Source organism: Helicovermis profundi (genome assembly GCF_033097505.1).
GTDB lineage: Bacteria > Bacillota > Clostridia > Peptostreptococcales > Acidaminobacteraceae > Helicovermis > Helicovermis profundi.
On sequence record NZ_AP028654.1, the window covers coordinates 2,536,327 to 2,551,350 of the forward strand.

17 protein-coding genes are annotated in these 15,024 nt (G+C 31.9%); all 17 read right to left on the reverse strand.

Features of this window, described 5'->3' with window-relative positions; translation table 11 throughout:
* Positions 1 to 6: 6 nt before the first annotated feature.
* Positions 7 to 255: a DUF4321 domain-containing protein gene (locus AACH12_RS11435; protein WP_338535542.1), complete on the reverse strand. Its 249-nt coding sequence runs from the start codon at positions 253 to 255 to the stop codon at positions 7 to 9.
* Positions 256 to 522: 267 nt separating this feature from the next.
* Positions 523 to 1,191 carry a helix-turn-helix domain-containing protein gene (locus tag AACH12_RS11440; RefSeq protein ID WP_338535543.1) on the reverse strand — a complete coding sequence of 223 codons (669 nt, stop codon included), beginning with the start codon at positions 1,189 to 1,191 and terminating at the stop codon, positions 523 to 525.
* Between the two features lie 304 nt (positions 1,192 to 1,495).
* Positions 1,496 to 2,479, reverse strand: a complete 984-nt coding sequence (locus tag AACH12_RS11445; protein WP_338535544.1) for an RnfABCDGE type electron transport complex subunit B — start codon at positions 2,477 to 2,479, stop codon at positions 1,496 to 1,498.
* Positions 2,480 to 2,494: 15 nt separating this feature from the next.
* On the reverse strand, positions 2,495 to 3,076 hold the full coding sequence (gene rsxA / locus AACH12_RS11450) for an electron transport complex subunit RsxA (RefSeq protein WP_338535545.1): 582 nt from the start codon (positions 3,074 to 3,076) through the stop codon (positions 2,495 to 2,497).
* 11 nt (positions 3,077 to 3,087) lie between these two features.
* Complete coding sequence (rsxE, locus tag AACH12_RS11455; RefSeq protein ID WP_338535546.1) at positions 3,088 to 3,687, reverse strand: electron transport complex subunit RsxE; 600 nt, start codon at positions 3,685 to 3,687, stop codon at positions 3,088 to 3,090.
* 11 nt (positions 3,688 to 3,698) lie between these two features.
* On the reverse strand, positions 3,699 to 4,271 hold the full coding sequence (locus tag AACH12_RS11460; protein ID WP_338535547.1) for an RnfABCDGE type electron transport complex subunit G: 573 nt from the start codon (positions 4,269 to 4,271) through the stop codon (positions 3,699 to 3,701).
* On the reverse strand, positions 4,268 to 5,212 hold the full coding sequence (locus tag AACH12_RS11465) for an RnfABCDGE type electron transport complex subunit D (protein WP_338535548.1): 945 nt from the start codon (positions 5,210 to 5,212) through the stop codon (positions 4,268 to 4,270). The genes AACH12_RS11460 and AACH12_RS11465 overlap by 4 nt, the downstream gene beginning before the upstream one ends.
* Before the next feature lie 12 nt (positions 5,213 to 5,224).
* The gene (gene rsxC, locus AACH12_RS11470) at positions 5,225 to 6,547 is read right to left on the reverse strand and encodes an electron transport complex subunit RsxC (protein WP_338535549.1); all 1,323 of its coding nucleotides are present in this window, start codon (positions 6,545 to 6,547) and stop codon (positions 5,225 to 5,227) included.
* 360 nt (positions 6,548 to 6,907) lie between these two features.
* On the reverse strand, positions 6,908 to 7,396 hold the full coding sequence (locus AACH12_RS11475; RefSeq protein WP_338535550.1) for a 4Fe-4S binding protein: 489 nt from the start codon (positions 7,394 to 7,396) through the stop codon (positions 6,908 to 6,910).
* 15 nt (positions 7,397 to 7,411) lie between these two features.
* Positions 7,412 to 8,557 (reverse strand): NADH-quinone oxidoreductase subunit D, encoded by a 1,146-nt coding sequence (locus AACH12_RS11480; RefSeq protein WP_463670989.1) that lies wholly within the window; start codon positions 8,555 to 8,557, stop codon positions 7,412 to 7,414.
* On the reverse strand, positions 8,557 to 9,036 hold the full coding sequence (locus tag AACH12_RS11485; RefSeq protein WP_338535551.1) for an NADH-quinone oxidoreductase subunit C: 480 nt from the start codon (positions 9,034 to 9,036) through the stop codon (positions 8,557 to 8,559). Before AACH12_RS11485 ends, AACH12_RS11480 begins: the two co-directional genes overlap by 1 nt.
* A complete protein-coding gene (locus AACH12_RS11490) occupies positions 9,036 to 9,647 on the reverse strand; it encodes an NADH-quinone oxidoreductase subunit B (RefSeq protein WP_338535552.1) in 612 nt (203 codons plus the stop codon). The genes AACH12_RS11485 and AACH12_RS11490 overlap by 1 nt, the downstream gene beginning before the upstream one ends.
* Before the next feature lie 9 nt (positions 9,648 to 9,656).
* Positions 9,657 to 10,538: a respiratory chain complex I subunit 1 family protein gene (locus AACH12_RS11495; RefSeq protein ID WP_338535553.1), complete on the reverse strand. Its 882-nt coding sequence runs from the start codon at positions 10,536 to 10,538 to the stop codon at positions 9,657 to 9,659.
* Positions 10,538 to 12,412, reverse strand: a complete 1,875-nt coding sequence (locus AACH12_RS11500; protein WP_338537385.1) for a proton-conducting transporter transmembrane domain-containing protein — start codon at positions 12,410 to 12,412, stop codon at positions 10,538 to 10,540. The genes AACH12_RS11495 and AACH12_RS11500 overlap by 1 nt, the downstream gene beginning before the upstream one ends.
* A gap of 14 nt (positions 12,413 to 12,426) precedes the next feature.
* A complete protein-coding gene (locus AACH12_RS11505) occupies positions 12,427 to 13,899 on the reverse strand; it encodes a complex I subunit 5 family protein (protein ID WP_338535554.1) in 1,473 nt (490 codons plus the stop codon).
* A complete protein-coding gene (locus AACH12_RS11510; RefSeq protein WP_463670990.1) occupies positions 13,892 to 14,263 on the reverse strand; it encodes a sodium:proton antiporter in 372 nt (123 codons plus the stop codon). Before AACH12_RS11510 ends, AACH12_RS11505 begins: the two co-directional genes overlap by 8 nt.
* The gene (locus tag AACH12_RS11515; protein ID WP_338535555.1) at positions 14,250 to 15,011 is read right to left on the reverse strand and encodes an MnhB domain-containing protein; all 762 of its coding nucleotides are present in this window, start codon (positions 15,009 to 15,011) and stop codon (positions 14,250 to 14,252) included. The genes AACH12_RS11510 and AACH12_RS11515 overlap by 14 nt, the downstream gene beginning before the upstream one ends.
* Positions 15,012 to 15,024 lie beyond the last annotated feature (13 nt).

Consider the following 15,024-nt stretch of genomic DNA (forward strand, 5'->3'; position numbering starts at 1 on the left):
AATCACCTACATCTTTCTAAAAATAATAAACGCAATTAAAATACCAATAATACTTGATAAATTTAAATGCATTAAGAAACCTAAAGTAAACTCAACAATTCCCAAATCAATTGTCACTGGACTAAAGCCAATTGTTTTACCATAGGATAAAACGCTGATATAATTTTTAAAGATATCTCCTATAATGCCTCCAATTACAAGTCCTATAAGTAGTACGATAAGTAAAACTAAAGTATTTTTATTAGTTGCTTTCAAAATATCCTCCATATACAATTATACAATATCATAGATATTTCCAATTTACAATATATGTAAACTAAACATCTTTACTTCACTACAATTTTAGCATGTATATAGGTCTTTCACAAGGTTTATAAGGTTACAATTTAACTATTTTAAAGTTAGATTTAGTTGCTTTAAAATATATTGCTAAGTGAAGTGAAATTAAATATAAAAAAGTCGATTAAACAATAATTTATGTTTAATCAACTTTTTTATAGCTTAATCATTATTGAATTTTAACTAGAGTTTCTTTTCAACTTTTAAACATTGGCCTAGTATTTCAATTTCTTTGACATTTACACTTAAATCTTTATTTTTATCATTAAAAATACTAATCTTACCACTATTTAATCTTAAAACACCTATTATTACATTGCCTTTATGCTTTACTGTATAAATTTTCCCACCAGTTATAGTCTTAGTTTTAAAAAGAGTAAGTATATCTCCTTTACTTATGCATCTTGATTCCATATCACTTGATGGAGCTTCCATAAAGAATATTTTTTCGTGCGAACGACCATCTATTTTCTTTTTTAAAATTGTTATATCTCTATTATCAATAACTTTATTAAATTGACCATTATATACAGGATAATTCTTTATTACGCCTGAAAGGGCATCTAACCATTTATCGTTAGGCTGAATATTTATATTTTCTTTAATTACTTTTTCTTCTTTCTTTTTTTCTTTTCTAACTTCTGTCTTTTCTTCATTTTCATTAATAAGTTCTACTGCTTTTCTACCAAGGACTTTAAATATTTTTTCTGAATTACCCTCGTTTATAATTTTTTTGCCAGATTCAATACTCTTTATATATGATTCAGCTAAACCACATTTTTTTGCAAGTTGCTTCTGAGTAAGTCCTGATTTTAACCTTGCTTCATATATTTCTTTCGCTAATCTATTCATTTAGAAACTCCTTTTTTATGTAAATTTATTATTCTATTATATCAGTAGATATAAAATTTTGCATCTGTAAATTATAAGAATAAATTCTGAGCTTATCTCCTTTATATGATTACTCGCAGTGCAACCCAGCCAACCTTCGGTTTGCTCTGTCACGGGCATCCTGCTTAAAATATCGCAGTGCAACCCAGCCAACCTTCGGTTTGCAGGGTCACGGGCATCCTGCCCTATGTAAAACATCAAAAAATCAAAAAAAGAAGAGCAAGCTCTTCTTTTTTGTTTTTTTGATGTTTTACGCACTGCTTTTTTATTTCATGAATATCGCATCTTTTGGGCATTTTTCTTCGCATTTGCCGCATCCTATGCATTTTTCTGGATCTATTTTATGTACTTCTTTTAGTTTTCCTTCTATTGCGTCTACTGGACAAACTTTTGTACATAGTGTACACCCTATACATTTTTCTTCTATTATTTCTGCTGTTTTTCTTAGGTTAAAATCTGCTGTTATTGATCCTGTTGGACATTTTTCTGCACATATCATACAATTTGTACATTTATCGTAATCTATAACTGCAAGTAAGTTTTCTACGTGAATTGCATCAAACGGGCATGATCTTTCACATATTCCGCAAGCTATACATGCTACATTACAATTCTTTTTAACATGTGCTCCTCTTTCTTTGTTGTTACAGTCAACTACTGTTAATTGTTCGTATGGAACATATGCTATTACATCTTTTGGACATACTTCTATACATTTGCCACATGCTGTACACTTATCTGGTTCAACTTCTGCAAGTCCTTCTTCATTTATGTGAATTGCATCAAATGGGCAAACTGCCACACATGATCCTAGTCCCATACATCCGTATTCACAGCTTTTTGATCCACCTAATAACATATTTGCTGCTCTACAATCTTCAAAACCATCATATACATATTTATCAGTGCATGTATCTTTACCGCCTTTACATAGTACTCTTGCTACTTGCTTAACTTTACCTTCTGCACTTACTCCCATGATCTTTGCAACTAAAGTTGCACAATCACTTCCTCCTACTGGACATCCATCAACTGGTGCTTCTCCTTTAACTACTGCATTTGCAAATCCATCACATCCAGGATAACCACATCCACCACAATTCGCTCCAGGAAGTGCATCTCTTATAGCAACAGCCTTTGGATCAATTTCAACAGCAAATTTTTGAGAAGCATATGCTAAACCTGCTCCAAATACTAACCCCATAGCTCCAAGGCTAACTCCGGATATTAGAATGTTATTAAAATCCATCTCAACCATCCTTTCCTATACTAGTCCTGCAAAGCCTAAAAATGCTATCGACATTAGACTCGCTGTAATTAATGCAATCGGAAACCCTTCAAAAGGTTTTGGAACATCAGCAATTTCTAATTTTTCTCTAATTCCAGCAAATAATACAATTGCTAATGAAAAACCTATTGCAGCACCTATAGAATGAGTTATTGTTTGTAATAAATTAAATTTATACTGAATATTTAAAAGTGCAAGTCCAAGAACAGCACAGTTTGTAGTTATAAGTGGCAAAAATACTCCAAGTGCCTGATATAAAGTAGGACTTGTTTTTTTAAGAACAATCTCAACAAATTGAACTAATGATGCTATTACTAAAATAAAAGCCACAATCTGCAAATACTCTAATCCTAACGGAATAAGAATATACATTTGTACAAAATAAGTAAAAATACCTGCTAGCGTCATAACGAACGTTACTGCCATACCCATGCCAAAAGCTGTTTCAACTTGCTTAGAAACACCTAAAAATGGACATATTCCTAAGAATCTTGACATAACAAAGTTATTAACTAATATTGCGCTAACAAGGATAACAAATAAGTTTGCATTTTCCATTTCTTTTCCCCCTAATTAAGCGACTTTTTACTGTCAATAACGTTTTTAATTGCAAGTAATAATCCTAATGCTAAAAATGCTCCTGGCGGTAATATCATTATTAGAGCCGGCTTATAAGAAGCCCATAATAAATGAATACCAAAAATACTTCCTGCTCCAAATAATTCTCTTACTGAACCAAGAATAACTAAAGCAAGTGTAAATCCAAGACCCATTCCTAGTCCATCTATAGCTGAAGAAGACACTTTGTTTTTAAATGCAAATGCTTCTGCACGAGCCAATATGATACAGTTAACAACTATTAAAGGAATAAATAAACCTAATTGTTTATATAAGGCAGGTACATATCCTTCCATAATCATTCCAATTATTGTTACAAAACTTGCAATAACTACTGTAAAAATAGGAATTCTTATTTTTTCTGGAACTATTTTTCTAAGCATTGAAATAACTACATTTGAACCCATAAGTACCGCTGTTGTAGCAAGTCCCATTCCTAGTCCATTTTCAGCTGAAGTAGTTACAGCAAGAGTAGGACACATTCCAAGAAGTTGAACAAAAATTGGGTTTTCTTTTACTATTCCATTTAATAAAATTTTATATTTTTTCAATTTATTCCCCCCTACTCTTTTAAAAATTTAACTGCTTCTATAGAGAAATTTACACCTCTTGTAACAGCTTTAGAAGTTATTGTTGCACCTGAAATTGCTTGAATTTGATTGCCTTCTGCATTTGTTTTAGAAACAGAAACATCATTATTTGCATCTTTACCATTATATTGCGTATAAAAACTTGGAAGAGTAGCATTTGCACCAAGTCCAGGAGTTTCTTGATGACTCCCAACTCTAACTCCAGAAAGTTTACCATCAAGAGAAATTCCTGTGATTACTTCAACTGGACCACCAAATCCTACAGGCATTGTTTTTACTACATATCCAACAACATTATCATTTTTATAACCAATATATATTTCTTTCACTTTATCATTTTTAGATATAATACTAGTCATTTTCTCTTGACTTAATTTTTCAAATTTATCAGCAGCACTTAACACTTCTACTCTTTTCTTTTGACTTTCAAGTTCTCTTTGATTAGCTATTTGGTTTTTTGTAACTTCATTTGTAAATCCTAACAAAGTAGCAGAAATGCCACTAATTATCAAAAGAATTAAACCTAATTTCATTATTTCCTTCATTTTTTAGCACCTCCAAAAACTCTTGAACTCGAATATTTTTCAATAAGAGGTGATGCTACATTCATTAATATAATTGAGTATGATACTCCTTCAGGATAACCCCCGTAAAATCTAATTACAGTAGCTATAACACCACAACCAATACCAAAAATAATTTGACCCTTAGGATTACTTGGTGATGAAGAATAATCAGTAGCCATAAAAAATGCTCCAAGCATTAAACCACCAATAAACAAATTATATGTACTCATATAAAGATCAAAACCAGTAAAAAAGAAGGCTAAAATAAAAACTGTTCCAATGTAAGCTGCTGGTATTCTTATACTAATTACACCCCTATAGATAAGATAGGCTGCACCTATAAGAATAGCAACTACTGAAGTTTCACCAATACATCCACCGACATTACCTATTATTACATCTGTCATTGAAGGAAGTGCTACTGATAGTTTTTCTCCAATGATTCCAAGTGGTGTTGGACCTGCAACCGAGTCAGCAAGCCTTGTCGATACCCAATTTGTCATTTCAACAGGCCAAGAAGCCATAAGCATTGCACGAGCAGCAAGTGCTGGATTCATAAAATTATGACCAAGTCCTCCAAAGGCTTGTTTAACAATTGCAATCGCAAATGCACTTCCTACTACAACTAACCACCAAGGAGCAGTTGAAGGTATATTAAAAGCAAGTAACATACCAGTGACTACAGCACTCCAATCTTTTATAGTTGCTTTTTGTTTTCTTAAATATTTTTGAACAATAAATTCTGTTGCTACTGCCGATCCTACTGAAAGTAGTATTAACACTAGTGCAGGAAGTCCAAAGTAATACACTCCAGCAAAAGTAGCAGGCAGTAAAGCTATTACAACATCTCTCATGATATTACTAACAGTTTGTTTTGAACGAATATGCGGAGATGAAGAAACTCTAAATAATGATTCCATCTATTTGCCCCCCTATTTTGACTTTCTTCTTTTTGCTATTATCTCTTTTTTTGCAACTCTAATAGAATGTAATAGTGGTCGTTTTGAAGGACACACAAATGAGCAAGATCCACACTCTATACAGTCAAGAGCATTATATTTTTCGGCTTTTTCAAAATCGTTTTTTAATGCATATGCACTAATATATAACGGTTCTAAAAATGATGGGCAAATACTTACACATTTACCGCATTTAAGACAGTTTTCAGCTTCCGGAATTTTTGCTTCATCTTCATTAAATATTAGAATTCCTGAAGTTGTTTTTGTTGATGGAATATTATCAGTATTACTTGCGAGTCCCATCATTGGCCCGCCCATAATTAATTTACCAACTTTACCTTTATAACCACCACATTGATCAATTATTTCTTTAATATTTGTACCTACTTTAATAAGCATATTTTTAGGTTCTACTACAGAACTTCCAGTAATAGTACATATCCTCTCAACTAAAGGCATTCCAGTTTTTATAGCGTTTGCAATCGCAGCAGATGTCGCGACATTACTTACAACAGCTCCAGCGTCCATAGGAAGTCCGGCTGATGGAACTTCTCGTTTTGTACACGCATATATAAGTTGTTTTTCAGCTCCTTGTGGATATTTTGTATAAAGCTCAACAACTTCAATTTCGGGATATTCTTTAGCTGCTTCAGATATACTCTTAAAAGCATCGGGTTTATTATTTTCAATACCAATATACCCTTTTTGAACATTTAAAACTTTAATCAAAGCTCTAAGACCATATACAACTTCTGCTGGTGTTTCAAGCATTAATCTATGATCCGCAGTTAGATAAGGTTCACATTCTGCACCGTTTAAAATTACAACATCAATCTTCTTTTCAGGAGGAGGAGAAAGCTTAACATGAGTAGGAAATCCAGCTCCACCCATTCCAACAATTCCTGCATTCTTGATTATTTCTAAAATTTCTTTAGAAGATAATCCACTAATATCTCCATTTGAAACAACTGTTTCATGAATCAAATTCTCGCCATCTGATTCAATTACTACACACATTGCTTTTCCACCAAGTACGTTTTTGTTTGTAACTTCTTTAACTGTTCCAGACACACTTGAATGCACAGGAGAAGAAACAAATGAAGTAGCTTCACCAACCATTTGACCCACTTTTACATAATCACCTTTTTTTACAATCGGATTACACGGTGCTCCTATATGCTGACGCATAGAAATCGTTACAACCTTTGGATCAACTGCCTTAACTACTGCTTTCTTTTCAGTGTACTTCTTTTCGTGAGGAGGATGAATTCCACCTTTAAACGAGAGAAGACTCATATATTTCACCCCTTTAAAATATATATTTTTTATACAATTAATAAATAAAACAATACCTGTAAATCATTACATGGATACTACTATAAAAAACGAATAAATATTCATTTTATGTTTTTTATGTATAAATATGAAAAATAGTAATTATAAATAATTTTTCAAGTATCTTAGTTAAATTCATGTCAGGCACGCACAAATTAATTATATCAAACTAATAATGCACCGTCAAAGGAATGCAAAGCTAATAAATGCCTAGTAGTAGTCACTTAGGCTTTAATATTAAAAATAGAAATACTCTATAAGAAGTATTAATATTCCTTATAGAGTATTTTTAATTAATAATATTAAATTTTTTGTTATTTTTTAGCCAAGAACTTTTTTCTTTTTACCAGTTACGTATCCAACATTATCTTCATACTTATTTGTAGGCATAAACATAAATTCATCAGCTACATATTTAACTTCTTGACCATTTCTAAGTGACATTGGAGCAGCTGTTTTATAATCGTATTCTCTTGTCATTTTTAGCGACACTGTTGGACAAACATCCACACAAAACGCACAGAAACAACATCTTCCATAATCAATTACTGGTCTTTTTTCTTTTCTTACATCCTCTTTACCTTCAGGTAAAGTCATAACTATTGCATTTACTGGACAAATTCTTTCACAGCTACCGCAACCAATACACTTTGATAAATCGTTTGTATGAACGCCTCTAAACCTTTCAGACACTCCCTTTTCATCAAAAACATCCAACTCTTCTTTTGGATAACGAACAGTTACAGGCTTTTTAAAAAGATTTTTAAAAGCGGAAAGCGGAGAACTAATACTCTTTTCACCTAATGCCATAATAATCCCTCCTATTTACTTATCGAAGTCTGGTGGACAAATTCCAAGCGTACCCATCCAAACTGCTACATCATCTATTTTCATTTTTGGTAAATGTTTTTGAGCCCATAAGAAACCTGCTGGAAGTGATGGTCCTCTTACTGATACCCTATATGGTTTTAATCCACCATCAGAAACAATATAATAACCAAATTCACCTTTAGAAGATTCTACTTTTGCATAAGCCTCACCTGGAGTAACTTTCAACATTCCTAAATTTCCTAAAGATGCATGTACTTCACCTTCAGGAATTTGTTTAATACACTGTCTAATTATATCTAAGGTTTGTTTATATTCTTTTCTAATTTGAACCGCTCTAGCAAATGCATCTCCACCTGTTTGAGTAATAACATCAAAATCAAGGTATGGATAAGCTGCGTATGGTGCATCTTTTCTAATATCAATGACATTTCCTGAAGCTCTAAGATTTGGACCAGAAAGCCCAGTTTTTCTTGCATCTTCTTTTGAAACAAATCCAAGACCTTTAAGTCTTTTGTGAATAATCGGGTTCTCAAATAATACTCTATCATACTCTGGAATTCTTGATTCAAGATAATCTAAAGTTTCATTTAATTTTTTAAAGAATCCTCTCGGTGCGTCGCGTCTTACACCACCAGGAATATTATAAATATGATATACTCTTCCTCCAGTCAACCATTCAAACATATCTAAAACCCTGTCTCTATCCGCCATACTCCAGTACATTGGAGTATATAAACCAAGTGAAGCTCCAGCTCCACCAATAGATATAAGGTGAGAAGTTAATCTGCTCATTTCAAGAGTAATTGTTCTAAGATATTTTGCTCTCTCAGGTATTTCTACATTCATAATTTTTTCTACTGCCATACAATAGGCAACTTCATTTGGATCTGGATCCATAACACATATTCTTGGTACAAGTGTTAAGTTCTGCACCCATCCTCTTTGCTCCATTAACTTTTCAAAGCCTCTATGAAGCTGACCTGCATTGGGTTTAACACTATTAATTTCTGTACCTACCATATCAAGAACATATCCGAAGTTTCCATGCATACCAGGATGATTAGGTCCAAAAAACAAATCATATGTTGTATCTTTATCATCTTTTGTCATTTTAGTTAAACTATAAGAATTAAAATTCATTATTTATTACCTCCATTCCTCTTAGAACCAAAAAGTTCTTCAGAAAATTGTTCAGTATTAAAGTCTTTTCTTAGCGGAGGAAGATCATTCCAGTTTTCTAAAAACAAGTGTGATAAGTCTTTATTACCTTCAAAATAAATTCCGTAAAACTCGTGAACTTCTTGTTCATAAAACTGAGCTTGTTCCCATAAATCAACAATACTTTGAATTACAGGTTCTTCCCTTGGAATTCTAACTTTAAAAATTATATGAATTTTTTCACTATATGAGTATATTTGGTATACCACTTCAAATTCATTTTCATTTATATAATCTACTCCATTGATATTTGCTAAATGTTCGTATCCAATAGATTGAAGAAAATGTAGATCATTTACAAAACTATCTTTTGAAACTGAAACTTTAATTTGACCTTCACATATTTTTTCTGCATTAAGACCTCTTGAGTGAAGAGTTTTTATTAAATTTGTAATTTTCATTATTGCTCTCCTCCATTTTCATCATGAATATATCTTAACGCCGAACTTTCAAGTACAGGCTTAGTTCTTTTAAATAATCTATCTTGATTTTCTTTATAATAAGAGTAGTTTTCTTTATACTTTTGAAAAGCTTTCGCTTCTCCTCTTTGTATCATATCCATTAATTCAATCATACTATCAAGTATAGCCTCAGGACGCGGCATACAACCTGCAATAGTAATATCAATTGGAATATATTCACCAACGTTATTTACCGTATTGTATGAATCCCAATACATTCCACCATTAACAGTACATGAACCAAATGCAAGTACCCATTTTGGTTCTGGCATTTGTTCATAAGTTCTAATAACTCTCTTCATTGTATTTGTTGAAACATATCCAGTAAGAAGCAATATATCAGCTTGTCTTGGAGTAGCCATTGGGCCAACTCCAAATCTTTCAATATCCCATCTTGAAGTAAGAATAGGTGGAAGTTCCATTGCACCGCAACCAGTACAATAATGAAGCATCCAAAGCGAACGCTTTCTAAAATAATTTATTACTTTATCCCAAAGTTTTTGGTCTTCTTGTTTCTTTTGCTCTTCTTTTGCATAATCTAAAATCTGCATAAATCCTCCTTAAAACGCCAATAGTAAAAGCTGAACTACAGCAAGACCCATTGGGAAAATCCAAAGGAATTTAACCGCTTGTTCAATTTTATATCTAGGAAATATATTATCAAATATAACTGCAACTAAATAAACTCCAAGTTGCTTTAATACGAAATCAATTGGATTTGCTCCTCCACCAAAGAAGAAGTTAACAATTAACCCAGTTTCAACAAAAATCGAAACTGCATGAGTTAAAAATCCAAGACCTAAATATTTACCAGAAAGTTCTACCATTGGACCAGATGCTATCTCAGCAGGTGCTATCATAGCATCAAATGGTTTTTCTCCCATCATAGCTTGAAGCGTTATTTCAGCTGCAATATAGCCAAGAGGCATATGCCAAATGTTCCAATTCCATATCGAACCAGCCTGAGAAGCTGCAATTACAGCAACTGATGAAGAATTATTAAATATAATCAAACCAAGAATAACTGTAAAAAAAGGAACTTCATATCCAAGCATCATTGTAAGTGCACGTGATACTCCAATAGCGGCATTTGGATTTCCACTAGCAGCAACTGCCATTGCCATTCCAAGATAACCAATTGCCATCAAATACATAATTACTACTATATTTGTGTTTGATATAAAAGCTGTGTGACCTGAGATTGGAACATATAACATTGTTCCAATTAGACCTGCAAGCGACATTATCATACCTAAGTCCATAACAAAATTATGTGTTATAGATTTTCTACTTAATAATTTAATTACATCCATAATTGATTGATAAAAAGGTGGTCCATATCTTAAATGTACTCTGGCAGTAACTTTTCTTCCTATACCCATAAACGTTAGCCCTACTAGAATAGAACCAAAAGCGTATAATAATATATTCAAAATAACCATTATATTATCCACCCCCCTATTATTAGTATCGCAATTCCAATATATAACATAAGAATAGCTCCTTCACTTTTTGTATATAAAATACCTAGCGCGTTACTTACTCGTTCAACTATTCTTCCAAAAGAACTCATCCATCTATCAAATGAAATAAGTGAAAGCATTGGATTAAATATTTGCTTAAAGGGCTGATAAAATCCATAAGAAAAATTAAATCTTTCAGGTGTAGTTCCCCAGTCTTCTGGTCTTTCACCGCCAGTATAATTATCTTCTTGAGCCACTTTCGTTTGTTTAGCTGAAAAAATATACATTATTAAAGAAATTGCAAAAGCTGCCATAAATACATAGAATAAATATGTTAAATTAAGGTCAGAATTAGAAAGTGCACTATGAACAGTAGTCCAAGTTGCTTCTTTAACTTTGTATCCCATACTTACTAAAACAACATGTATAGGCTTTGTAATAATTCCAGGAATAACTCCTACTAATAACATAATAACCATAAGTATAGTCATTGGAATAGCCATAAAAAGTGGTGCTTCTTTTACACTTTTGTATTTATCAGGTAATTGTCCTAAAAATACTGAAGCTAGACATCTAAATAAATACATAAATGCTCCAGTTGAAGCAAATATCATTGCAATGGCAACAAATAGCATTCTTTGAGACATTAAAGCTTGTATTATTTGCCATTTAGAAGTAAATCCATTTAATGGCGGTATTCCAGCTGCTGAAATAATGGCAAGTAAATAGACCATAAATGTAAGTGGCATTTTATAAACTAATCCACCTAATTTATGCATATCTCTTTCCCCAGTTCTGTAAATGACTGCTGCAAGAGATAAGAAAATTGCTGTTTTAAATATCATATGGTTAACTGAATGAAATAATGCTCCTTCAATACCAATAGCACTCATGGTAGATAGACCCATAACAATATATCCAATATTTGCTACTGAAGAATATGCAAATAATTTTTTCATATCTGTTTGGAATATTGCAAGTAAGGTAGCAAGGACTGATGTAATAGCTCCAAGATAAGCTAACATATATGCAGGTTCATTTATTTTCCCAAGTGCTGGTATATTAGCATTTTGTAAAATAGGAAGAATAAAAACTGCAATACCATAAACACCATATTTACTCATAACTGTAGATAAAAACGGTGTAAAATCATCCGGTGACTCTGCGTAAGCCTTTGAAGGCCACATATAAAACGGAAATACTGCAGATTTAATTAAAAATGTTGTTACAAATAATCCTATATAAAATAAAGCTAAACCATAATTTACCGAAAATAATTTAATTACACTATCAATCGATCTAGCAATATCAAACGAATTGGCTAAATTTGAAACTAAAATTATTCCAAGCAAAAGTGTTGATGTTCCAATTAAAGAAATTGATAAATAAAACTTTGCCGCTTTTGCCGATACTTCTTTTCCATGAGCAATTATAAAATATGCAGTTGTACTCATAGCTTCCCACATAATAAAAAACATAAGCCAATCTTTTGCAAAGAATATTCCTAAATTTGAAAAGATAAGTATCAGCCAAATTGGTGCAGTTTTACTATCGTGTTTTTTATCATTGTAAGCTATAGAGAACATAGCTATTAATAAAGTTGTAAGTGATGCAAAGAACGCAAAAAACCATCCAAGTGGACTATTTACTAGACCGAGTACTACATTTTGGTTAAATATTTTAAAACCAAGTTCAACATTATAAACTAAGTCCCATTTTCCATACATAGTGTATAATTCATAGCTAAGAAATCCTGAAACTACGAAAAATAGCGACCAAACTACTTTTTGATACTTCATGATTACAGTAGTAAGAAGTGCCACTAGAAGAGGCAATAATAATATCATTAACATCTTATCCACTTTAATCACCTCCCCTTAAATACTACATCTACATAATTTGTAGTTGAATTTAAAATTTCGTTTGCTGCGCTATTTACATTTGCTTTAATTAAACCAGGTTTAATTCCAATAGCTAAAACTATTATTGCAAGTGACGCTGCAATTACTAGTGATGTTTTACGAGCACTAGATTTGAATTCTTCATTTTTATCTTTTTCTAAAAATAAGGTATGTGAAATTTTAAGGAAATAAACGCCTTCAATAATAGCTGTAATAAGAATAATTATTATCCCAACAACCATAAATCCACTTCCATTTATTGCTCCTTGAATAACTCCAAGTTTTCCCCAGAAACCGGCGAAAAATGGAACACCCATTAAACTTAAAGATGCTACAACAAATGCTAGGCCTGACACGGGATGTTTTCTTCCAATACCTTTCATATCTTCCCAGTTATCACTCCCAGTCATAGAAATAAACTCTCCTGCTAAAACAAATAGTATTGTTTTAGCTAAAAAGTTTGCTACAACCATATAAAAAGCACCAATTAAAGCTTGCTCATTTCCTACCATAAAACCAAATATTATAAGCCCCATTTGACCCATTGATGAAAATGCTAAAACTTTTTTCAACTTTTTCTCAGCAAAGGCAGCAATTTCACTTACAAGTATTGTTAGTGAAGCAATAATTAAAATTGAGTTGGCAATATTCGCATTTATCAGAATCCCTGATCCACTTGCCGCAAACATTGTTAATAAAATTCTTGCAATAATATATGCACCGGCTGTACCAAGCATTCCATGAAGCATAACATTTACGCTTGTAGTTCCTCCAAAATATGCTTTTGGAACCCACATATTAAATGGAAATAACTCAAGCTCAACAAATATCCCTGCAAGCATTAACACAATTATTAGTTCTAATGTTAATGGATTTAATAAAGGTACTTTTGAAGCTATATCAGCAATATTTAAAGTTCCTAGAGTTTTGTAAATTATTCCTATCCCTATTAAAAGAAATGATGAAGCTGTTGAAGCTAATATCAAATATTTAAGAGCCGCTCCTGTACTTCTTTTATCTCTTGGGTATGCAATTAATGCAGTAATACCAAATGCAGTTAATTCACTAAAAATATAAAAATTGAAAATATCTCCAGTTAAAACAATTCCATTTGATGCTGCAAGTAATACTAAGAATGTAGAATAAAATTGATAACTCTTTTCTCCTCTAATAACAAAAAGAGAAATAGCCGCAGCTAAATTTATTAAAATAATAAAAGAAACCGACATCGGTGTTAATACAAAGTTTATTCCAAATGGAGCTTGCCACCCTCCTATTAGTACAGAAGTTGGTAATTTGTCACTAAGATATATAATAATCGAAAAAATTTCCATAAATAAAGCGATTATTGTAGCAATTGTTCTATTTGCTTTTTTTGCAAACAAAGCAAGAAAAGCGCCAAGTAGAGGTATTACTATTAAAAATAAAACACTATTCATTTAAGCTTACCTCCTCTTCATCACTCGTATCAATACATACAGTTCCATGAGTTTTGTAATATCTTATTGTTAATCCAAGTGCAAAAGCTGTAGTACCAAGTCCAATTACAATTGATGTTAAGACTAAAGCCTGAGGCACAGGGTCTACCATATTAATAAGTTGATTTATGCTATCAGAAGAAGTAAGAATAGGAACTTGTCCACCTTCTTTATATCCAAATGCAACTAATAGTAAATTTATTCCTGTTTCAATTATATTTAAACTAAGAAGAATTTTTACAATATTTTTTCTTGTAAGAACTCCAAATAATCCAATAAAAATAAGAGAAGTTGATGATATAAGAAAAATACTAAGCATGCTCATGTTCTTCTCCTCCTTCATAAAATTCAAAATAAATACCTGATATTTCTGCAGATACTTTAAAAGCAACTAAAGTATATAAAATAGGAATTAGTCCAGCAGAAAATAAATCTCCGACCTTTCCACCTTCAAGAAAATTAACAAAGAAGCTTCCTTTTAAAACAAATCCAAGTATTGCTAAAGAAAATATCAAAGTTCCCATAATAGCTTCAATTCTTTTTAAATTAGTATGCGAAATTGTTTGTTTTCCAGCTAAAACACCTACAAGAACAGCTGAACTCATTATTGCACCAGCTGGAAATCCACCACCGGGTGAAATATGACCATTAATAAACATATATCCACCAACTAATAACATAAAAGTCATAATAATTGGAGTCCAATGATATAATAACTCAGTTGACTCTTTAATTTTTCTATCTTCCCTTGGAATTACAAGGCCAAATCCCATAACAGTTATAAAAAGAACAATTACTTCAAGTGAAGTATCAAACAATCTATAATCAGCTACAACAGATGTAACTATATTTGCAGCACTGTCTTCAGCAGTAGTTCCCCAGTCATACTTACTATTTTCATCTAAAACATTTTTATTTAAATATCTATAAGCAACTCTATTTTCAATAACATTGTCATCTGTAAGTTTTACACCAACTCCATCATCCGTTGCAACAGTATAAATAAAATATGCTAAAACTGCTAAAAAAGCAATCGCTAAGATGTTTAATAGTAATGATTTATCATTTTTCATCTTACTTATCCTC